General features: G+C 43.6%; 18 protein-coding genes. 9 read left to right on the top strand and 9 right to left on the bottom strand.

Features of this window, described 5'->3' with window-relative positions; genetic code table 11:
* Window positions 1-2 precede the first annotated feature (2 nt).
* Complete coding sequence (locus tag EHO59_RS06930) at window positions 3-869, bottom strand: pirin family protein (protein ID WP_135586043.1); 867 nt, start codon at window positions 867-869, stop codon at window positions 3-5.
* A gap of 75 nt (window positions 870-944) precedes the next feature.
* On the opposite strand from EHO59_RS06930, the gene EHO59_RS06925 reads away from it, so the two are divergent.
* Complete coding sequence (locus EHO59_RS06925) at window positions 945-1,415, top strand: SRPBCC family protein (protein ID WP_135586041.1); 471 nt, start codon at window positions 945-947, stop codon at window positions 1,413-1,415.
* 101 nt (window positions 1,416-1,516) lie between these two features.
* Entirely contained in the window at window positions 1,517-3,226 is a 1,710-nt protein-coding gene (locus EHO59_RS06920) for a hybrid sensor histidine kinase/response regulator (RefSeq protein WP_135586039.1), read from the top strand.
* On the opposite strand, the gene EHO59_RS06915 is transcribed toward EHO59_RS06920, so the two are convergent.
* The 3 genes from EHO59_RS06915 to ilvB all read right to left on the bottom strand — a co-directional run bounded on the left by EHO59_RS06915 (window position 3,215) and on the right by ilvB (window position 7,200).
* Complete coding sequence (locus EHO59_RS06915) at window positions 3,215-3,820, bottom strand: anthranilate synthase component II (RefSeq protein ID WP_135586037.1); 606 nt, start codon at window positions 3,818-3,820, stop codon at window positions 3,215-3,217. The two genes, EHO59_RS06920 and EHO59_RS06915, sit on opposite strands and share 12 nt — an antisense overlap.
* On the bottom strand, window positions 3,817-5,235 hold the full coding sequence (locus EHO59_RS06910; protein ID WP_135586035.1) for an anthranilate synthase component I family protein: 1,419 nt from the start codon (window positions 5,233-5,235) through the stop codon (window positions 3,817-3,819). Before EHO59_RS06910 ends, EHO59_RS06915 begins: the two co-directional genes overlap by 4 nt.
* Before the next feature lie 234 nt (window positions 5,236-5,469).
* Entirely contained in the window at window positions 5,470-7,200 is a 1,731-nt protein-coding gene (ilvB, locus tag EHO59_RS06905; protein ID WP_135586033.1) for a biosynthetic-type acetolactate synthase large subunit, read from the bottom strand.
* A 357-nt stretch (window positions 7,201-7,557) separates the two neighbouring features.
* On the opposite strand from ilvB, the gene tpx reads away from it, so the two are divergent.
* From tpx to EHO59_RS06890, 3 genes are all read left to right on the top strand, one after another.
* The gene (gene tpx / locus EHO59_RS06900) at window positions 7,558-8,076 is read left to right on the top strand and encodes a thiol peroxidase (protein WP_135586031.1); all 519 of its coding nucleotides are present in this window, start codon (window positions 7,558-7,560) and stop codon (window positions 8,074-8,076) included.
* Between the two features lie 66 nt (window positions 8,077-8,142).
* Entirely contained in the window at window positions 8,143-8,574 is a 432-nt protein-coding gene (locus tag EHO59_RS06895) for a DUF3995 domain-containing protein (RefSeq protein ID WP_135586029.1), read from the top strand.
* A 46-nt stretch (window positions 8,575-8,620) separates the two neighbouring features.
* The gene (locus EHO59_RS06890; protein ID WP_135586027.1) at window positions 8,621-8,932 is read left to right on the top strand and encodes a phosphoribosylpyrophosphate synthetase; all 312 of its coding nucleotides are present in this window, start codon (window positions 8,621-8,623) and stop codon (window positions 8,930-8,932) included.
* 118 nt (window positions 8,933-9,050) lie between these two features.
* On the opposite strand, the gene EHO59_RS06885 is transcribed toward EHO59_RS06890, so the two are convergent.
* Window positions 9,051-10,535: an aldehyde dehydrogenase family protein gene (locus tag EHO59_RS06885; protein ID WP_135586025.1), complete on the bottom strand. Its 1,485-nt coding sequence runs from the start codon at window positions 10,533-10,535 to the stop codon at window positions 9,051-9,053.
* Between the two features lie 409 nt (window positions 10,536-10,944).
* Between EHO59_RS06885 and EHO59_RS06880 the strand changes: the two genes are divergently transcribed.
* The 4 genes from EHO59_RS06880 (at window position 10,945) to EHO59_RS06865 (ending at window position 15,741) form a co-directional block, all read left to right on the top strand.
* Entirely contained in the window at window positions 10,945-12,468 is a 1,524-nt protein-coding gene (locus tag EHO59_RS06880; RefSeq protein WP_135586023.1) for an HDOD domain-containing protein, read from the top strand.
* A gap of 146 nt (window positions 12,469-12,614) precedes the next feature.
* On the top strand, window positions 12,615-13,916 hold the full coding sequence (locus tag EHO59_RS06875) for an LruC domain-containing protein (RefSeq protein ID WP_135586021.1): 1,302 nt from the start codon (window positions 12,615-12,617) through the stop codon (window positions 13,914-13,916).
* Between the two features lie 110 nt (window positions 13,917-14,026).
* Window positions 14,027-15,079: a sensor histidine kinase gene (locus tag EHO59_RS06870; protein WP_135586019.1), complete on the top strand. Its 1,053-nt coding sequence runs from the start codon at window positions 14,027-14,029 to the stop codon at window positions 15,077-15,079.
* Window positions 15,076-15,741 (top strand): response regulator, encoded by a 666-nt coding sequence (locus tag EHO59_RS06865; RefSeq protein WP_135586017.1) that lies wholly within the window; start codon window positions 15,076-15,078, stop codon window positions 15,739-15,741. The genes EHO59_RS06870 and EHO59_RS06865 overlap by 4 nt, the downstream gene beginning before the upstream one ends.
* Here EHO59_RS06865 and EHO59_RS06860 read toward each other — a convergent pair.
* The 4 genes from EHO59_RS06860 to EHO59_RS06845 are packed head-to-tail and all read right to left on the bottom strand — an operon-like array spanning window position 15,738 to window position 21,050.
* Window positions 15,738-16,352, bottom strand: coding sequence for a DUF1554 domain-containing protein (locus EHO59_RS06860; protein ID WP_135586015.1), 615 nt, complete (start codon window positions 16,350-16,352; stop codon window positions 15,738-15,740). The genes EHO59_RS06865 and EHO59_RS06860 overlap by 4 nt on opposite strands.
* A 9-nt stretch (window positions 16,353-16,361) precedes the next feature.
* Entirely contained in the window at window positions 16,362-17,192 is an 831-nt protein-coding gene (locus EHO59_RS06855; RefSeq protein WP_135586013.1) for a fibronectin type III domain-containing protein, read from the bottom strand.
* Window positions 17,193-17,201: 9 nt separating this feature from the next.
* Window positions 17,202-18,719, bottom strand: coding sequence for a FecR family protein (locus tag EHO59_RS06850; protein WP_135586011.1), 1,518 nt, complete (start codon window positions 18,717-18,719; stop codon window positions 17,202-17,204).
* A gap of 9 nt (window positions 18,720-18,728) precedes the next feature.
* Window positions 18,729-21,050: an adenylate/guanylate cyclase domain-containing protein gene (locus EHO59_RS06845; protein WP_135586009.1), complete on the bottom strand. Its 2,322-nt coding sequence runs from the start codon at window positions 21,048-21,050 to the stop codon at window positions 18,729-18,731.
* Window positions 21,051-21,099 lie beyond the last annotated feature (49 nt).

Here is a 21,099-nt window from a genome sequence, read left to right as displayed (position 1 = left end):
AGTTAGATTGTGCCCATCTTGCCGTCCGAATAGTCTTCGAAGGCTTGTTGGATCTCTTGAGGAGTGGTCATCACAAAAGGACCATAACGAGCCACAGGCTCATTCAATGGCTGTCCACCTAAGACCAAGATTTCCCAAGCAAAATTTTCAGGAGCACGGAAGCCTATGATTCCTTCTCCCCCTTGGTAATACGTGGTCTCACCTTCTTCTAGATCCCATTCTTTCTCAGGATCGATTACTGTTCCTCCACCCACAAAAGGATAAGCCAGAATATTGTATCCCTCAGGGACTGGAACCTCTGCATACGCTCCTGGAGAAAGTTTCAAATGAAAGAATACGATAGGAGTCTCTGTTTGAATAATTGCCTTGGTTCCCCAAAGTTCTCCTGCAATCACTCGAGCCCAAGCCCCGTCTTTCTCAATGGTAGGCAATTCAGAGGAGTCAACTTCCTGATATCTCGGGGAAATAAGTTTTTTCTCGCGAGGAAGGTTTACCCAGATCTGAAATCCGTGCATTCTTCCGCCTCTGGATTGAAAATCTGCAGAAGGCAATTCGGAATGTACGAGCCCCGCTCCTGCAGTCATCCATTGGATGCCGCCTTCTTTTAATTTTCCCGCGTGTCCCCAGGAATCTCTATGTTCCATCTCTCCGGATAAAAGATACGTAACGGTTTCGAAACCGCGGTGAGGATGGTCAGGTGCTCCGATCGCTTTTCCCGGTTCATAAATTACAGGACCCATTTCATCTAGTAATAAAAAAGGATCCCAGTAAGAAAAGCCTGGCACGGGAAATGGTCTTCTTACAGGAAACCCTCCTCCCTCTAAAGTTTTTTCGGCGATTCTTGTTCCGGTTATTCGTCTAAAACCCATATTTCCTCTCAATATAGATTGGACTTTAGAAAGCTCTCTTTCGGAAATTCTTTTTCGAAAACAAGAATAGATTCTATGGCGACTACTACGATTGCATTTACTGTTCCTGTTTCCCTGATCAGAGCGTTCGAATATGTTTCCGATCCAGAACATCTTTCCGATTGGTCGGAGAATGTTTTCCCTTCTTCCAAGATAAAGAAGGAAGAAGAATTTTATGTTAAGATAAAATTCTGGATCTTTAAATTTAAATCCGAATATAAGATCTTAGAATCTCAGTATCCGAATCGATTCGTGGTGAATTTGAAGAATGGATTATTGAACTTTAGGGAAACATTTTCTTTCTATCCGGATCCGAAAGGTTCAGATACGGATACAAAAATACTTTTCACGAGCCAGCTAGAATTATCCGGATTTGCCAGATTGTTTTTTCCTTGGATCCATCCTAAGGCGGGAGAAAAGATCCGAAAAGATATTAGGAAACTTCAGGAAAACCTCTCCCAAGGAAAGGTGCTCGGAGCCAGAAACTTTCAAGTCATTAAGGGATAATTCCGAAATAGCTCTCCCTTATTTCGTTAAATCCTTGCGTTTTTGCTTTCGAGTAAGAGGATAAGGCCCGTTCTTTTAGTCAATTTATCCTAGACGCCGATATGGAAAACAAACGCCCTCATGCAGTCGCTTCTCTCGCCGCAAATGAAGCGGAACGAGTTCAGGCATTAGCGCGTTATAAAATACTAGACACTCCTGCTGAGGAAAAATACGACCAGATCGTAAAGGCGGCTTCCCTTATTTGTGGGACACCGATCGCACTCATCTCCTTATTGGATTCTAAGAGACAATGGTTTAAAGCAAAGATCGGTCTGGATGTGGACGAAACAGAGAAGGAAATCTCTTTTTGCCAGTTTGCTCTCTCCGAGCGCAAGTTATTGATTATAGAAGATGCCGACAAGGACTCTCGATTTCAATCCAATCCTCTCGTAACCGGTCCGCCTTTCATTCGTTTCTATGCGGGAGCTCCCTTAAACACTCCGGACGGATTCACTATAGGAACACTTTGTGTAATCGATAATAAACCGAATCATCTGGAACCTCATCAAATAGAGGCACTCCAAGCGCTGGCAAACTCAGTTATCTCTTATATGGAGTTAGAGGAAAAGTCTAAGAAGCTGATCCAACTCCAGGTTGCGGCGATCGAATTAGAAAAAGCTAAAGAACAATTTTTCGTAAATATGAATCACGAATTCAGGACTCCTGTGCACGGGATCTTGGGAATGGTGGATCTTCTTCGACAAACGGAAACCACGAATGTGCAGAATCAATATTTAGATTCTCTCACGGATAGTGCGGATCATCTGATCAGGCTCATCAATGATGTGATTGATTTCAGTAAGGCAGAATCCGGATCCTTGCATTTCAGTTCCATGGAATTCGATCTCATATCTCTCATCGAAAAACTAAGCATAGACGCTTCGGACGAAGCGTTTAAGAAAGGACTCGCGTTTAAGACAATCCTTCCTCCTGCTACTAACTCCTTATTCGTTCTGTCTGATCCGATACGGATCAGACAACTGCTCTCCAACCTAATTTCAAATTCTTTAAAGTTTACGGAGAAGGGAGGGATCACAATAGAACTCTCTATCTCTTCGGAGACCGATCAAAAGATTGGCCTCTCCTTAAGCGTGAGAGATACAGGCATCGGGATCGATTCGCATAGAATTCCAGCATTATTCCAAGCCTTTTCCCAAGCAGATATTTCTTCTTCTCGGAAGTATGGAGGAACTGGACTCGGACTTGCTATTTGCAAAAGAATTTGTGAGAAGTTAGGTTGGAATATCAGAGTCGAAAGCGAATATAAAGTCGGTTCGAATTTTATTTTAGATTTCGAGTTGGAAAGAGCGCAGACTCCCGTTGAAAAGGCTCAGCCAATTAAAAGCAATGCAAAGGTGAATCTTGATTTTTCAGATTACTCCAGCTTGAAGATCCTGATCGCAGAAGACAATCCAGTGAACCAAAAGCTGATCCAAAAGATGCTCGAAAGACTGGGATTGAGATCCTCTGTGGTCTCAAACGGATTGGATGCTCTCGCATTTTGGGAAGAGCAGGAAGTCGATCTCTTATTTCTAGACATCCAAATGCCTGAACTAAGCGGGATTGAAACAGCTAGAATATTAAAGAAGAAGCCTAGCTCCCGCAAGATCCCTTGGATCGTTGCTGCAACCGCTCACGATAGTCCTGAAGACAAACTCGCTTGCTCAGAAGCCGGTATAGATGACTATTTAGGAAAACCTTTTCGGATAGAAGATCTAGCCGAAAAGGTAAGAGAGTTCCTAAAAAATTTTCCTTCTTCCTTAGCTTCCTAATCCTTGTATTAAGAAATTTGAAAGCATTCTTCGTCCTCCCTCCGTGGCAAAGGATTCCGGATGAAATTGTATTCCTTCCATTTTCATTTCCCTGTTCCTGAGACCCATGAGCTCATTTCCCGCATACGCGGTCCTTTCCCATTCTTTCGGCAGACTTTCTTCTTCTACTATTAAGGAATGATACCTCATGGCCTTGATCTGTTTCGGTAAGTCTTCGAATATTCCCTGGCCATCGTTCTCTATTTCCGAGATCTTTCCGTGCATTGGATAATCCGCTTTCTTGATCGAAGCTCCAGCAAAGTATCCCATTCCTTGCATTCCTAAACACACTCCAAGTATAGGGATTTTACCACCTAACTCTTGTAAGATTCTTAAAGAACCACCGAAGTATTCTGGCTCAGTAGGAGTGCCTGGCCCTGGAGAAAGAATGATCCGATCGTACTTCGAATCTACAATCTTAGAGAAGTCCACCTCATTCTGACGGATCACATCCATTTTGAATCGAAACGGAAACTCTTCTTCTAAAATCTCTCCCGCAAGTTGGAATAGATTGTAGGAGAATGAATCGTGATGATCTACGAGTAAAACCTTCATTTCAAAACCTCCATTGCTCTCAGGACAGCTCCTAACTTGTGGCCTATCTCCGCGTATTCATAATCCGGATCGGAATCGAACACGATCCCACCGGAAGCTCGGATCACTCCCTCTTCTTTTTTTCTAAAGTAACTTCGGATCGGAATGCAGAAGGAACAATTTCCATCGAAGCCGAATTTTCCCACTGCTCCACCGTATGGTCCTCGAGGATCATTCTCTATTCTCTGGATGATCTTCATAGACTCGATCTTGGGAGCCCCACTCAAGGTTCCCGTCGGAAAAGAAGCGGCCAGTCCGGAAAACATATCCTTTCCTGGTCTCAAAATTCCGGAGACTTCTGTTGAGAGATGCTGCACATGACTGAAACGTTTTAAGGAAAAAGAATCTCTCACCTTTACCGTTCCAAATTTAGAAACCCTTCCTAAATCGTTTCGATGCAGATCCACAAGCATATTATGCTCTGCGATCTCCTTAGGATCCGAGAGAAGTTGCAATGCAAGTCTTTGGTCTTCTTCAGGAGAGCTTCCTCTTCGGATTGTGCCGGCCAGAGGAAAACTTTCCGCAAGCCCATCCTTCAATCTAAACAAAAGTTCTGGACTCGCTCCTAGATGAACTTCGTCCGAGAAGGAAAGAAAGAACATGAAAGGAGAAGGATTCACTTTTCTTAATGCTTTATAAAGTTCCAGATCTCCTTTCTTGAGTTCGGAACTTTCTTCTCCGTTTCCGATTCTAAAAGTCTTTCTGAAACCGATCTGGCATTGGAAAGTATTTCCGCTCTTGATCTCTTCTAAGGCTTTACGCACCATCTCTCTATGTTCATCTTTGGTTTTGGAAAATCCCAAATCGGAAGCAAAGAATTGACTGCTCTTCGAAGCGTAGCTTCTATAAACTTCTTCGAATAAGATATAGCGATCTGTTCCGTAATGGAAATATTTAGACTCTCCAGTCCTTCGATCGATCAGTATCCCATCTTCCATCCAAGCGAACTGAAACTTAGAAAACTCGGGATGTTCTCTTAGCTCCAAGCTCGACTCCATATCATTTGCAGCTTCGTAAGAGAGATAACCGTATAACCCTCCACCTCCCGCTTCGGTATATTCCAAAAAACTTCCCACAGGGCTGAAGATCTGAGAGAGAAGTTCATACGGATTTCCTGCTCCGATCTGTTTTCCATCCGAATACAATCGATCTTCTTTTGCGGAGAAGATCCGTTTCGGAAATGCTGAAATAAAACTAAATCTAGAATTATCCGTCTCCGGCCCCAAACTTTCCAGGAGAACCGCAGTATCCGATACTTCTAAAATTTTTTGAAAGAATTCTAAAGTATCCTCCTCTTTCAAGGGAAAGGATCTAAGAATCGGTTTAGGGGAAAGAGATTGTGCTTCTTTTCTTAAATTTTGCACTTCTATAGACATATTGCCTCCTTATAACTCGGACCATCAGTCCGGTAATACATTAAAGAAAAGGAATATATAGATATACTTAGGCCCGGGAGGGCCACCAAGAAGCGCAAATAGAAATGAATCTCTCGCCACCGAATTGATCAACGAGAGATAAAAAAGCGAGCCTATAAAGATAGAGAAGCACCCCATCCAGAATATAGAATGAGGTACGTTCTATCAAAAATACTCGCTTGTTAGATTGGACTTTCAACCTAAGAGCATCTCCAAATTGCTTTTGCCCGGAGGAACCATAGGTAGAACTTGCAGATCCGGATGGATCGGGATCACCACAAGCCCAGGTCCATCCGCAGTCAGAAAGGACCTAAGATCTTCTAAGGTTTTTCCTTCTTCTCCCAGATCCAAACTAGGGATCCCGAATGCTCTTCCGATCTTAGAAAACTTAGATTCGGAAGGATAAGCGCTCCCATTGTATCTAGAACCGTAAAATAAATTCTGCTGCTGTCGAACAAGACCTAGATTCCGATTATCGAATATTATAATTTTAACATTTACCTTCAGCTCACTCAAAGTATCCAACTCTTGGATATTCATTAGGATAGAACCATCGCCCGAAAAACATGCGACAGTTCTGTCAGGACTCGCTAAGGCCGCCCCTATAGAGCAAGGCAATCCGAATCCCATTGTTCCAAGTCCTCCGGAAGTCAAAAAGGTTCCTTGCTCTTGGAAAGGATAATATTGAGCCACCCACATTTGATGTTGGCCTACATCCGTCGTTACGATTGCTTTAGAACCCAAAAATTCCGCACAAGTACGGATGATAGAATCCGGAGAATAGCCTTCCTGAGTAGAAACAGGGCTCAAAGGAAAGCGATCCTTATACGAACGAACCCTTTCCAGCCAGCCTGCTCTCCTTCTTTCAGGAAACTTCCCTAAACTTTCTAGAAAGAATTTCAGATCGGCGCAAAAACCAAAATCAGGTTTTCTTAATTTTCCAATCTCCTTATAGTCTATATCTACATGTATTACCTTAGCATTCGGACAGAAAGTATCCAGTTTGCCAGTGGCTCTATCGTCGAATCGAACACCGAAAGCTAAAAGCAAATCGGCCTCTGCCAAAAGCATATTCGTATAAGGAGCTCCGTGCATTCCAAGCATTCCCAAAGAAAGAGAATGAGTTTGTGGAAAAGAATCCAAACCCATCAAAGTGGATACAACTGGGATGTCCTGCGCTTCCGCAAGCTCCATGATAAGCCTTTCAGAGCTAGATTGCTTTACTCCTCCTCCTATATAAAGAACAGGTTGTTTAGAATTTTCTAAATAAGAGAAGAATTTAGAAATGTCTGCCTCCGAAATGAAAGGATCCATTTTGGGAGCACCTACTTCTTCTCTTTTCCAAATCTCTTCGATTTGAGGCATAGAGATCGAAATAGGAGAAGCTTGTATGTCCTTAGGAACATCAATCCAAACAGGTCCTGGTCTCCCTCCTTCCGCAATTTTAAATGCTTCCGGCAGTACATGGATTAACTCCGCAATAGAACGCACTAGATAATTCTTTTTAGTAATAGGTAAAGATAAGCCGTATGTATCGATTTCTTGGAATGCATCCGTTCCAATCAGGGAGAGAGGCACCTGCCCTGTAATAGCGACTAACGGAATAGAATCTGATTTTGCATCCGCAACGGCAGTAATTAGGTTTGTAACCCCTGGCCCAGAAGAAGCCAGACAAACCGAGGCTTTCTTTGTGATCCTTGCCTCTCCTTGAGCCATAAATCCCCCGCCTTGTTCCTGTCTGGCAAGAATATGACGGATACCGCTTCCATGCAGAGCATCGTATAACGGTAGATTGGCGCCGCCAGGAATCCCATAGACATTTTGGATTGCCCTGCGTTTCAAATAAGTTACGATTAGCTCCGCTCCGTTTTGAGGAGCCTTCTTCTCGTAAATCCAGGCCTTATCTTCCTTTGTGATCGTTTCCATTCTTTGCCTCATGCAGTGTAGAAATAAAAAAAGCCCCTCCCGGCTTTACGCCAAGAGGGGCTTTTCGAGGATTGCTGCCTACGAAAGTTCCTTAGGGCGTAAAGCCTGACCTCGGTAGCGTGACCACTACCACCATCCAGAGGACGACCCAAAGGGTGAGATTAGACTGTAGACCTAAGTTCTTCATTATGTAGGTATAACTTGCGGTTTCCCGCTAAACATATTCACAATACTATATTCAAAATTTGCAAGAATTTTTTTAGTTATAACTCTCCACCAAAAAAGCTTCCTTAAGAAACGGATTTTCGTTGCCCAAATCCGATTTGAACGTATCATCCCCATGCTAAGGAAAACAAAATGGCAAGCGTTACTCTAAAAGGAAGTCCAGTCCAACTGGAAGGAAAATTATTAGAAGTTGGTGCAAAGGCACCGGACTTCTCAGGAATCGGAAAAGATCTAAGCTCGAAATCATTAAAGGATTATAGTGGAAAAGTCAAGATCCTAGTCGGAGTCCCAAGCCTAGACACATCCGTCTGCGCAATGGAAACCAAAAAATTCCATGAAAGAGCGGCCAAGCTCGACAATGGGATCGTAACGTTAGTCATCTCGGGAGATCTTCCTTTCGCGATGAATCGTTTCTGCACTATGGAAGGATTGGATTCTCCAAACCTGATCACTCTCTCACAATTCAGGGACTTTTCCTTTTCCAAAGCGTATGGAACCCATATCGCCGACGGTGGATTAAAAGGCCTCTCCGCAAGAGCAGTATTCGTATTGGATAAAGACGATGTGATCCAATATACTGAGCTTGTTCCGGAAATTGCAAGTGAGCCGAACTACGAAGCAGTGATCAACGCTGCAAAAAAATTAGTTTAAGATTTCTTAATGCTGGCCCGGAACGGATGAGTTCGGGCTGGAATTCGTGCTTTAAGGAGAAAGAATTTGGACTGGACCAAGACGATCAGCGTTCTTACAGGTTCCGTTCTATTCTTTCTCTCCTCACTTCATATTTTCTGGGCGTTCGGGGGAAGGATCGGATACTTCTCCGCAATTCCTGAAATCGGCGGCAAGCCCGCATTTACTCCCAGCAGGAGCTTAACTCTTTTAGTTGCTCTGGCTCTTTTCTGTTTCGGAATGGTGGCATTCTGGTCGGGCGGATTCCTTTCTCTCGAAAATTCGAATAGCAGGTGGTTTGCCTTCGGGATCTCTCTCCTATTTTTCGGAAGAGCCATCGGGGATTTTAAACTCGTAGGTTTTTTTAAGAAGATACGATCGACTCGATTTGCAAAGAACGATGACTATCTCTATTCACCAGTTTGCATTTTGCTAAGTATCGCTTACTTCTTTTTAGGTGCTTCTACACTTTTCCCTTGAATTCATCTTTGGATTCTCTAGAATCAAAGCTAACCACAGGTAAACAATGAAAGACTCAAGCCATTCTTTTGAAACAGTAACGGACGCAGTAAACAGCTTAAAGGCGGAAGGCTATTCAGAAGATTATAATTTGCATTGGAATAAGAATAACAAAGAATGTAGAATATACGTCAGCACTTCCGAATTTAAAGTAGATCGGTTTTATCGATTCGAAGGCGATACGGACCCTGCAGACGAAGCCATTGTCTACGCAATTTCCTCGGATACATTCAAAGAGAAAGGGACCCTAGTAGACGGTTATGGGATCTACTCCGAGCAAGAGGTAAGCGAACTCGTTGCAAAGCTGATCCCTCTTTGATTCGAAAAAGATCTCATCGCCTGAATTAGTTCCATTCTTACCAAGCTTTCTGCTGTCGCATAAAAAAGCCCTCTCTCGACTCCGAGAAAGGGCTCCTCTATTTCTAAGAAACTTCTGATTAAACGAAGAACTTCTTAGTCAATTGGATCATTCTATCCACGAATCCTGTATAAGGAGGATAGAGCATTTCTATCGAAGAGAAAGCGGCTTGTTTAAATACCGACTTCTCATGAGAGAATGTCTTGAATCCCCACCAACCATGATAACTTCCGTGGCCGGAGTGATTGATCCCTCCAAAAGGAAGATTCGGGTTTGCAAGATGAATGATCACATCGTTCACTGCTGCACCGCCGGAAGAAGTTTCTTTCAAAACCTTATTGATGGCTTTAGAATCGCTTCCGAAAACATAGAGCGCGAGTGGTTTCGGTTTAGAGAGAACTTTTTCGACTGCTTCATCCAGATTCTTATAGGTAAGAATCGGCATAACAGGTCCAAAGATTTCATCTTCCATGATCCTTGCATTATCAGGAATGTTTGCGATGAGAGTAGGCTCGATATAATTCTCAGAAGAATCTGTTTCTCCCCCCATTACGATCTTACCGCCCTTTTCAACTGCTTCGTGAATGTATCCGGAGACTCTCTGGAAATTTCTTTGGTTCACTAAACGGCAGAAGTCCTTATTGCTTTTTATATCTGCAGCAGAATCTCCATAATAAGACTTAACTGCGTCCTTAGCATGCTTCACGAATTCTTCGGTCTTTCCTTCTGGCAAGAGAAGATAGTCAGGAGCAACACAGGTCTGGCCTGCGTTCATGATTTTTCCCCAAACCAATTTCTTAGCAGCCTTCTTGAGATTCGCTCCAGGAACTACGATAGCAGGAGATTTTCCTCCCAGCTCCAAGGTCACTGTAGAAAGATTCTTAGCGGCAGCAGCCATCACAATCTTACCTACATGAGTACTTCCTGTGAAGAAAATATGATCGAAAGGTAACTCCATCAGAGCGGTAGAAACAGTATGATCTCCTTCGAATACGGCAACTTCTCCTTCTTGGAAGGTTTCTTTCACTAACTTGGAAAGAAGCTTAGAAGTCTCAGGAGTAAACTCGGAAGGCTTGATGATCGCGGTATTTCCCGCAGCGATAGCCGCAGTCAAAGGAGCAATCGCAAGATAGAAAGGATAGTTCCAAGGAGCAATGATCAGAGTCACTCCCTTCGGCTCGTATACTACAGTGCTAGTCGCTCCGAAAAGTGAAACTGGAGTTTTTACTCTCTCAGGTTTCATCCAACTTTTTAAGTGGCGGATCGCGTCTTTCAATTCCGCAACGGAAGGCATGATCTCGGTAAGATCAGTTTCATGAGGAGCCTTTCTGAAATCCTTTTGCAAGGCGGCCTTGATCTCCGGAGTCAATCTTTCGACAGATGCGAGAAGTTTCTTCAAGAGTTTGATTCTATCATTTGCCTTAGAAACTTTTAACACCTGATGAAAATGGCGCTTTTGAACATCGAATACTCTCTGCATTTCTTTTGGATTAGCAGAAGGGAACGCGGTCACTCCGGCAGAAGTGGGAGCTGTCGCGGTGGATTGGGTAGCTGTACTGGACATTGGATCAATATCTCCTAAGTTCGAACGATTTCTTCCGGAGTCCGGGACGAGTCGGGAACCAGGGTATTATTCCATAGGATTTAGGATTTTGCTGCAACCTTTTTATTGAATGATCATTCCGTAACTTTTTCCAAAAAAAGTCCGAGGCTCAAACCATTTTGGTTTTTCTCCAACCCGTTATATAAAGAAAATTTACACTTAAACAAGGGATAAACTAATCCATAAGGGTTAGCCTTTTCTCGACGCGAGTATGAAATTTTTTCTTACAGGTTCTTACGGATAAATAAGCCTTTCGGTTTTTTTTTGTCTCTTTGATCCGTATAATTCGCTTAGTAACGACTTATTTTTAACGAAGAAGTCGGAGCAATTTCTTGACATAGACCGCTAACGTTTTTCAGAGTTATATAGTATGAGCCAAGGGAAAACCCTAGAACTTTTCCATCACAAAGATCTCGGTTTATTCAGTAATCTAAAGGATCTGAACCAGCCGATCACGGAAAATCTTCCGTTCCATTTTAAATTTTTCAATCTTACGGAGAATGTGGACAATATTCTCGCAAAGACTCTGGACCGCTATCTTCTTCATTTGGATATCATTTTTGTTCGGGATTCAGTTCTTGCGGCTCTCAAAGAAACGATCACTAACACGATAAAGGCGAATATCAAGCGCATCTATTTCAGGGAATTGCAGGCGGATATCCAAAATCCGAGCGAATATCGCAGCAAGATCACCGGCTTTAAAAAAACATACCTGGACAATAAGGAAAAATACGAGGACCTACTCTTTAAGAATAATTATGTGGTTCTGGTTTCCTTCATTCATAACAAGGATACGATCCGCATCCGGGTCATGAACAATGTAAAACTCAGTCCCGAAGAAGTGACTCGGATCAACCAGAGGATCGAAAAGGCAAAAACCTACAACGATCTAGCCGAAGCCTTCATGGAAGAAGGGGACGAAACCGAAGGCGCGGGTCTCGGACTCATCATGACTCTCATGATGCTCAAGAACGACGGACTCGGTGCGAGTTCTTATCGAATTGAAAGTCAGGGCAATAACACTTCCGTAATTATAGATATCCCGATCCAGATCCAAAAAGAAAATATTCAGATCCAAAAGGCAGAAGAGATCATCAAGGAAGTCGATCAGCTTCCTACCTTCCCTAAGGCGATTCAGGATATACAACTAGCGATCGACAAACCGAACTCCAGCATCGGTCAGATCGCAGAGATGGTAAAAAAGGACGTGGCGCTTTCTGCAAACATCCTGAAATTATCCAACTCGGCAGCCTTCCGCAGAGGTGGAAAGGTGGAATCTTTGGACAGAGCGATCCAGCTCATCGGTCTGAAAGAGTTGCAAGTTTTATTATATTCTCTTGGAACCAAGCAGATCCTGGAGAACAAGTTCCCAGCCTTCTTGACAATCTGGGAAAAGTCCAACCAATGCGCATACTATTGCAAACTGATCGCTCAGAAGTTGACCATGCCTAAGGACGTGATGAGTAATCTGATGTCTGCGGCCCTTCTTCATGATATAGGCGAGATCATTCTTCTTTCTTTGGAAGAGAATCGTATGAATAAGATCCAATCCTATTCTGCGTCCAAGGAAATCGCTTCTTCTATCTCTATGGAAGAAGCTGCATTCGGAATTACTCATACTAAGATCGGTGCATTGATCGCAGAGAAATGGAACTTCCCTGAACTTTATTCCAGAGCAATGGAATACCATCATAGACCTCAACTTGCAGACGAGCAGTACAGAGATATTATCTATCCGATCTATCTCGGAGATATGATGATCAAGATCAATAACGAAGAAGCTAAGTATTCTGAAATTCCTGACGAAGTCTTGAAGTTCTGTAAATTTTTCTCTTCGGGCGATTTTCATTCCTTCCGAACCAAGGCTTTAGAGAGTTTCCAAGCGACTGTGTAATTCGCCCTGCTACGGGCAATTAACAGTTTTTACCTCACAAACAATCAAAAATATACCTAACCGAAGGTTGTAGTAATCTACACCTTCGGGCGTATTGCCTATTCATGGGATCTCTGGTCATAATCAAGTCACCGTACGGTGCTTATATGAACCAAACAAAGAAAATCCTTTCCAGCTTGTTACTCGCTCTTGGCGTTACCTTCTTCTCTTATTGCTCCTCTTCGAGTGATCCGAACTACGCATGGCTTATGAGCCTTGCCTCGGGATCAACCGCAGTGACGGCCCCGACCGGAACAACGGACTTCGGAGTGGACATTAACGACGAAACTACTCCGGTAGATTTTGTTTTCGATACGACTCGGACAATTACTGTCAACATACAGGTGTTAGATCCGGTTGCTCCCGTGGACGGAAGCATGGTGCAGGTCACAGTCCCTTCTGCCACACCTGGCGCGGCTAATAATAAATCGGTATTTAAGGCTTACTCCAATACAAGTGGAGAGGTCACAGGAAGTTTTACGATCGATGGAGATACGAACACCGTCCATCTCCAAGTAGAAGCGTATGGAAAATTCTACGACGCTGATATCAATATAGTCAGTGTGACTTCTATCAGTAGAAGGATCTCTATCAGCTTCACTGCGAATGTGACACAAATCGTAGACTCTGACGGAGACGGAGTTCCTGACTCGGAAGATCTATATCCTTTGGATCCAAGTCGTGCGAGCACCATTCGTATTCCCGCCGAAGATTATTATACGATCTCATTCGAAGACTTATTCCCTAAACAAGGCGACGCCGACTTCAACGACTATGTAGTCCGTTCTTATTTTGAAGAAGATTTGAATGCTGCAGGCGAGGTAGCGCGGATCCGAGGATACTTCACTCACGTAGCGAAGGGAGCCGGCTATAACCACACTCTTCACTTCGGGATCCCAGGAGCTAGTGTTACTTCCTATTCACTCATCCATATCGGATTTGATGGAACCACTGTGGAAGAAAATCTGAGCGGCGTCGGTCCTACGATGACTGATCTGCAAGTATTGGGAAATAGTTCTACAACCATTCCTTCTTCTAACGCATCCAGATCGAATACCACTTTTGTTAAGGGTAAGACTGCAAAACTAGAAGTTATCCTAGCGAGCCCTATTTCGAAACTGATCCTTGGCTCGGCTCCGTATGATACATATCTAAGTGTGATCAATACCGGTAAGGATATCCATGCGGCAGGCAAATACTTCGACGCAAACGGCAAGGATATCTATAGAGATGCCACCGGATTCCCTTGGTATCTACTCGTCCCAGGCAATTTCCAATGGCCTTATGAGGCGACCGACATTCGCAAGTCCTATACTCAATTCCAGCCTTGGTATCAATCTCTCGGAACCGTAGACACAGACTGGTTCCGCAATCCGATAACTTCGGAGGTTTTTCCATCTACGCCCTAATTTGGGACTCCTGAAAGAGTAAAAGCAACCTCACCCTTCCCCCATTCGGCCGGGGGAAGGGGTTTTTTTCCTTTTCGGAACATGAGTAGAAATGTAGTCTTGATCATAAGGTGTCTAGCGGACTACTCAAACGAAAAGACAATAAACTGAGAGGCTCGTATTCGGAAAAAGACAAAGCCTCGATGTATTTCCTCTCTCTCGTCGAAGAGATCTCCCCAATTGTAGCCTTGGACGAGAACAATATCGTATTATTCGCAAACGCCTCCTTTAAGAAAGAATTCCGTCTTCGCTTCCAAAGCCCAGTCGGCAAGAATCTATTCACCCTATTAAAACTGGATTCCAAAGAAGAAGCGAATCTAAGAGAGAATCTCCACAAGGCTCGCAAGACCAAACTCCAGAACCAGGAGTTTAAGAAAGAAAAGAAATTCTACGGTTATTCCATCTTTCGTGTCCAAGATAATTTGGGAATGATCATGAAGGACATCACCGAGAATAAAAAGCTGGAAAAGAAGATCGCAACTCTGCATACCCAAGTGCTTGCCTCTCAGGAAGAAGAAAGATCAAGACTTGCCAGAGAACTTCACGACGGTGTAGGACAATTGATCCTGGCTGCTAAATTACATTTTCAAGCTCATCAAAAATCGGAGAAGGAACATCCTGAATCCTTCTCCTCCGGCCTCGGGCTCATTGATAGAGCCAGCCAAGAACTAAGGGAAATTTACACAAATTTGCAACCTTCTTCATTGAAAGAACTCGGTTTGGAGGCTGCTCTCAGTTCTCTCGCGAACCAGATCTTTCCTTTACAAAAAATAAAAGTGAAGTCTGAATTCAAAGTTCCCGAAAAACTTCCACAGGAAATCCAAAACCAAGTCTTTAGGATCCTTCAGGAAATCTGCGCGAATATTCTGAAGCATTCCCAGGCAAACAAAGTCGAGCTGCGGATTTATTCCGAGAAAGATACTTTGATTGTTTCCGCCAAAGATAACGGAAAAGGATTTAAAGAAAAAGAAGCCAGAATAAAATCAACCGGATACGGCCTGGAAAACATCCGTAGAAGAACGGAGGACCTAAATGGAACTCTGTTTTTGGAAACGGAACCCGGTAAAGGCACCAAGTATGTGCTTAGGATCCCTCTGAAGAAACGTTCCAAGGAGAATGTATGAACGCAACTGTTTGCAAACTCTATCTAGTAGATGATCACGCAATTTTAAGGGAAGGTCTGAGATTAATCATCTCCGGCCAAAGCGATCTGCAGATCATAGGCGAGAACGGAAACGCAGAACAAGCATTAGACGAGATCGGTAAATTAGAGCCTGATATTTTGATCACTGATATTTCTATGCCTGGCGTAAGCGGAATAGATCTGGTCAAAGGTGTGAAGCGCTATTATCCGAAAGTTCAGGTCATCATTCTTTCCAGACATGATAATGAGGAATATATCCAAAAGCTCGTGGATCTGGGAATCAACGGCTATGTCCTAAAGGACGATGCAGGAGAAGATCTACTCAGAGCCATCGATGCGGTTCGTAGAAAGGAAACCTATCTTAGCCCTAGAATTGCTACGAGAGTACTTTCCGGAATTGGCAAGAAGAAGAATGGAGAACCGGAAGACGGTCCTTCTGTTTTCTCTGTGCTTTCCGATAGAGAGAGACAGATCCTAAAGCTTATCTCCGAAGGAAATTCCAACGAGAAGATCGGAAAACTTCTGCATATTTCCCCTGCTACCGTAAAAGTGCACCGAGCAAATATCATGAAGAAGTTGGATCTACATAAGGTAGCCGATTTAGTAGTCTACGCTATCCGCGCCGGGATCGTAGAGAGTTAATTTCTTACACAAAGAAGATTCAAAGTAGTATCGCAGGTATTTGAGAATCCCTGATTGAATGCACCAATCGTGGGATCGCCTGTGACTCCGTAATCCCCTCCGCTAGGATCAGTAAATAGCCCGCTTGTCCAACCGGCGCAATTTCCACCTCCAGTGGAACTGAGAGTGCCATCCATTCCAGTCCAATACGTTCCCGAACCAGGGATCCCTGAACCACTGTCCATTGGAAATACTGGGGTGGCAGCTCCGCTTGTGTGGAACACCAGAGTATTCGTTGCGGGTGTATTTGTGTAATACTTCGTATTTCCAAGCAAGGGCCAACCGAATCCTCCCGGAACTCGACCTGGGCCTTGTATCAATGCAGCATATTCAATCCCGATCCCAGGAAGTGTAGGAGCATCCGTAGCTTTAGAAGCAGCGCATTTTGCATCCGCTCCGCCAATTCCGCCTAACGCGCCATCGTATGTTGCGGTTGTTACGAAAACATAGCGCATCTTTCCAACCAGCCCCAGAAGTATAACTTCATCTGAACCAGGAAACGGAATGGAGCAAGAGCCGAAGAGCAGACTAATGCAAAGAATTAGAGTTGAAGAAAATTTACGATATCTCATAAGACCTCCTCAAAAACTCCTAGAGTATTGCAGATCCCATCTGCTTTGAGAAAGTCCTGTGAACATGGAGCCGTTCCCGAGTCCCATGATATCCGGCCGGACCTTGACTTGCACTGTATCTCCCTGAGGCAGTTTATTTTCCAGCCATAGAGAAATAGCTACGCCTATGATTGCGAGTCCACCCAACATAACCTGGTTCTGCTGGTGGATATCATACTGATGCTTGTCCTTTTCTCTAGATTGCCAGAGATAAACAGTCGCCTGGGTGGGAAGATTGAATGCAAGTATGCCGATCATCTTGGGATCATTCAAGGACTTAGAGGCAAGTTGATTCCCCGCCACTCTTTCCGAATTTCCAAGGTAGGCTAGGGCAAAAAAACCTGCCCAGATCCCGTAAGCAGTCCTACGATCCCCCTTAGAATAATAACCCGTTCCGGGAATCCAAACATATTGAGAAGTTTGCTTAGAGATCTTAGCTGCTTCTTCCTTCTCCGCAAGTGCGACTGCCTTAGGTCTATCCTGCTCTACTTTAAAGTTCGTCCAGACTGTATAAGAGGAAGGTTTACCGAATCGATTCAAAGCAGCAATCCGATACTCGTAAACTCCCGCTTCTAAACTGAATTCTATTTCGTTCTCTGTGACCTTCTTTTCTACTACGAGGTCTTGGGGAGGTTCTGACTTACGTACTTCGACCACATAACCTCGACTCCCCTTCACTTCGGTCCATTCGATATAGTAAATAAAGCTTTTGCCTTCTGCGAAAACACTTCCGCCGACGGAAAGGAATAGTACATTAAAATAAAATAATATATAAGGAATTCGACCGTAGAAACGGGACATGATCTCTCCTTAAGGGCGAGCGCCGCTGGCCTTAGTTTCAGGCGCAGCCAGATCTTCCCTAAGTTGTATTCTAAAATCCGCTTCCGATTTTAAATTGGGCTCTAAGTCTGATTCTACCACCCAATGAAAGGTTCCTACATCCAATTTTTCCAAATCTCTAAAATACAATCGGTCGCCCTTTGTTTTCTTTTCGTAGATTAATTCGTCGGAAGATCCCTTCCTAAATAAAAGACGAAATTTCCACTCGGTTTGCTTCCGTTTGGCGGAAATTTTCCAGCGAAAAGAGATACCTTCTTTTCCTGTCATGTCCACCAAAGTGCCGTTTTTCGGATATTCCAGAACTAAATCAGGATTATTTTGCGACTCCGTAGTCGAAGCGTTTGGTGTTTCCGTCTTCGCGGTTGCAATCTGCTCTTGAGCGACCGAGATGGAAAATTTTCTCACCTCCGAGAATGTTTCCGTTCCAGGTAGATTCGTATAGGATTGAATTCTCCAGTAATAGGTGCCTGGTGAAAGAGTAAGGGAAAAATTCGTCCGGAACAATTGCGTCTCTGACACAGAACCAAAATTTGGATCTGTGGAGATCTGCAATTTGTATCCGCTTGCAATCTTTTGTTTTACCCAAGCGAAGGAAACGGTTCTATCTTCCTGCATGAGATCTCTCTTAGGATATTGTAACTCTACTGGAAAATTTGGAAGCACTCTGAACTTTCTAACTTCGGAGATCTTCTTTCCATCTTTAGAATTGATCCTCCAGAAGAATATTCCCTCATGGAACTTTTGCTTGTATTGCATTTCTCTGATAGCTCTCTTAGTGATCGGACCGGAAAAATCTCTCTTGGCAGAAATTTCCAAGATACCGTCCTCTCCTCCTTCCCAACGAAAATCTATAAGCTGTTCCGGCTCTTTTGGAAAATATCTACTAGAATCCTCAGGAGAGATTAGATTCCAATTTGCAGGTATCTTATGCGCATTGAGCGCAACATCCCTCTCGCCTAATACTTGTTTAACGGTACCATCTTCGTTCCACTCTACTTCTCCTCTTTCCACATTCACTCTGGTTCCATTCTGATCTCGAGTGACTTGGAATTTGGAATCGGATCCGGCGTTCAAACCCACGGTTCCTGCGATAACGGATAGTACCTTCTTACCGCTTTCTACTAGAATATTTCCTTCATTCAGATCCAGGTTTTCCTTACTCTCTTTAAGTTGTAAGACTACCATGGACTGAGGATCCAATTCAATCTTGGTACCTGATTTTAAGAATACGATCGCTTCCGAGGCCTCGTCGGTTCTAATAGAATCCCTGTCATAAACCGGCATTCCCTGCTCAACATCTTCCCAAAGCATTCTGTCCGGAAATTTTCTTTGTGCGGTCTTATATCGAAAGGAAACAGTTCCCATGATTTCCTTTCCGCTTCCACCACCTGCCCTGGATTCATAATACAATAAGTACAAGGAGAAGAAGAGCACGACGATGCACGCCGTTCCCACCTGCCATTCTCGTTTGTAAACTCTCCAATCCATTCTATTTTTCTAATGTGCAATCGACTTGGAAGGAGCTTCCGGTTCTGCGATCCCGCAAATTCTGCGGACTTCGGCAAGGCTTGTAGGACAATCCGGATCTTCCAACCAACCTAATACCGCATAGAGCTGTTGCGGTTTTTCTTTTCCCCGGATCCAAACAGGAGGAAGGTTCTCGAATCTGTAATGATCCTTTACTTGCTCATAAGAAGATTCCGAAATCAATATATCCGTCCCAAATTCTTTAGTAAGATATTCTATCCTAGAAGCAAGGTTGACTGCATCTCCGATCACAGTGAATTCCAGTTTTTTTTCGGATCCAATTTGTCCCACAACCACAGGACCTGTATTGATTCCGCATCCGAATCTTGCCTGGGGCCTTCCTATTTCTATTCCTACCCGATTGAATTCTAAGAGGGCGTTTCTCATGAGAAGAGCAGAATTCACTGCATTCCTTGCATCATGTCCTCCTGAATACAGAGCACCCCAATGCGCCATGATCGCGTCCCCGATGAATTTATCTACGATACCTTCCGTTAAATAAATGCATTCCACCATCTCGGTGAAATAAGCGTTTAAGAAATCCACTACCTCGCTAGGTTTCAATTTCTCGGACATTCCGGTAAAGTTTCTCAAATCGGAGAAGAAGACTGTGATATCCTTAGTGACTCCTCCCAAGGGCATATCTCCGGCCAAGGCTCTTTCGGCGATTTCTTTGTTTACGAATTTACCGAATGTATCTTTGATCTTTTCTCTTTCTTCTAATCCGTGAGCCATTTTTAAGAAGGAATTGGTTAGAACCCCTACCTCATCTCGAGTGACAGGCTTGATTCCTACCTTATAATTTCCTCTTTCTAACTGCCTAGTGGCACTTAAGAGATTGATCAAAGGAACGGTTAACGTTCTAGAAAATAGAAACACTACAAGAAAGGCCACACTCAGGACGGAGACAAGAATGTAAAAATTCTGCCTTCTAATCTTATACACCGCTTCAAAGGCCTTATCCGCTTCTATCGAAGATACGACTGCAAGATTTCCATCCTCCAACTGTTGGAAGGAGCCTAGAGTTTCCTTTCCTTCAAACACGGACGTTTGGGAACCGTTGTCTGCAGGGTTTCGCAATAGAAATTGCACTAAAGGGTTCTTGGAATAATCCTTTGCCGAGAGAGTCTCGTTTTCATCCGTATGAGCGACAAGCCTTCCCTGAGAATCTACTACCCAGATCGCAAACAATTCCGTCTGCAATGCAGAACGAGCGGATTCCCAAAGATCATGAGGAGAGATCAAAAAGAATCCCAAGGTCTTATTTGTTTTACTCGTTTCTGTGAATAATACCACAGGAAATCCGAATCGGTAACTGATATTCTTGAGCTGCAAGGACTCGAATTCGGAGGAGAAGAATTTTTCCTTTTCTTCTTTAGGTATAGAGGCCCAAGACTTTCTGACCTCTTCTTCTTCTTTCTTTAAGTCTCGAATAAACCTAGGGTTATAGAAAACTATAGAATTTCCTTTTTCGTATTTTCCCCAAGCGAGTATCTTAGGTTGAGACTGCAAGTAAGAGGAAAGGTAAGTCGGAAGATTTATTTTCTTCAGATCGGATCCTTCTGACACAGGATCTCTAGACTTATCCAAGAATTCTTCGGACTTAGAGGACAACTCTTTGATCCGGATCCCTACTTGTAGCCCTGTAAGTCTCGCCAAACTCAAGTTGTATTCTTGGATCAAGGAGACGGAATAATTCCGGAATAGATTGGTTGCGAGCCCGATGACGAGGCCCATACTCACCACTACGATTGCACTTACGATTGCGAGAAGTTTTACTCGGATTGTGATTGGAGAAGCCTTGAAATCTTCCGGATGATTTTTAGGACTCTCTTGTTTAGGCTCTTTTTTAGAAGAAGAGAGATCCGGAGAATAAGGAACGTACGGCTTGGGCTCTTCTTTCTTAAAGCTTTCTTGCAGTAATTTTAAAAGACCAGCTTCTTCGTTCTCCGAATAACATAGCATTACGGAATTCGTATACGAACTCAGAAATCTCTTTAGCTTTCTTGTGGAGTCGAATGAAGATCTGAATTTCGCTCCATCCATCGTGGAGAGATGGATCCTGGCTTCTTGGAGTTTTTTCACCAAATCCACGAAGGCGGGCTCCGATTTCCATCCAGCTGCTTCGGATTTAGTTCCCCAAAAAATTACTTCTTGGATCCCTCGGGTATGAATTTCCTCCAAGAGCAGCGTAGGAACTCCTACAAAAGGAGTAAGCCTCTTGGCGTAGACCGACATGGAGTTCGTCAAAGGAACTTCTAAAATCTGATTCGGAGAAGGCTCCTCGTCCATGGGGATAGGAGTCTCCTAAAACAGTCTAGTTTGTCATTACAAAATCCAT

Origin of the sequence: Leptospira semungkisensis (genome assembly GCF_004770055.1) — a bacterium.
GTDB classification, from domain to species: domain Bacteria; phylum Spirochaetota; class Leptospiria; order Leptospirales; family Leptospiraceae; genus Leptospira_B; species Leptospira_B semungkisensis.
The sequence above is the reverse complement of the archived record's forward strand: the minus strand, read 5'-3'. Positions and strand labels throughout refer to the sequence as shown.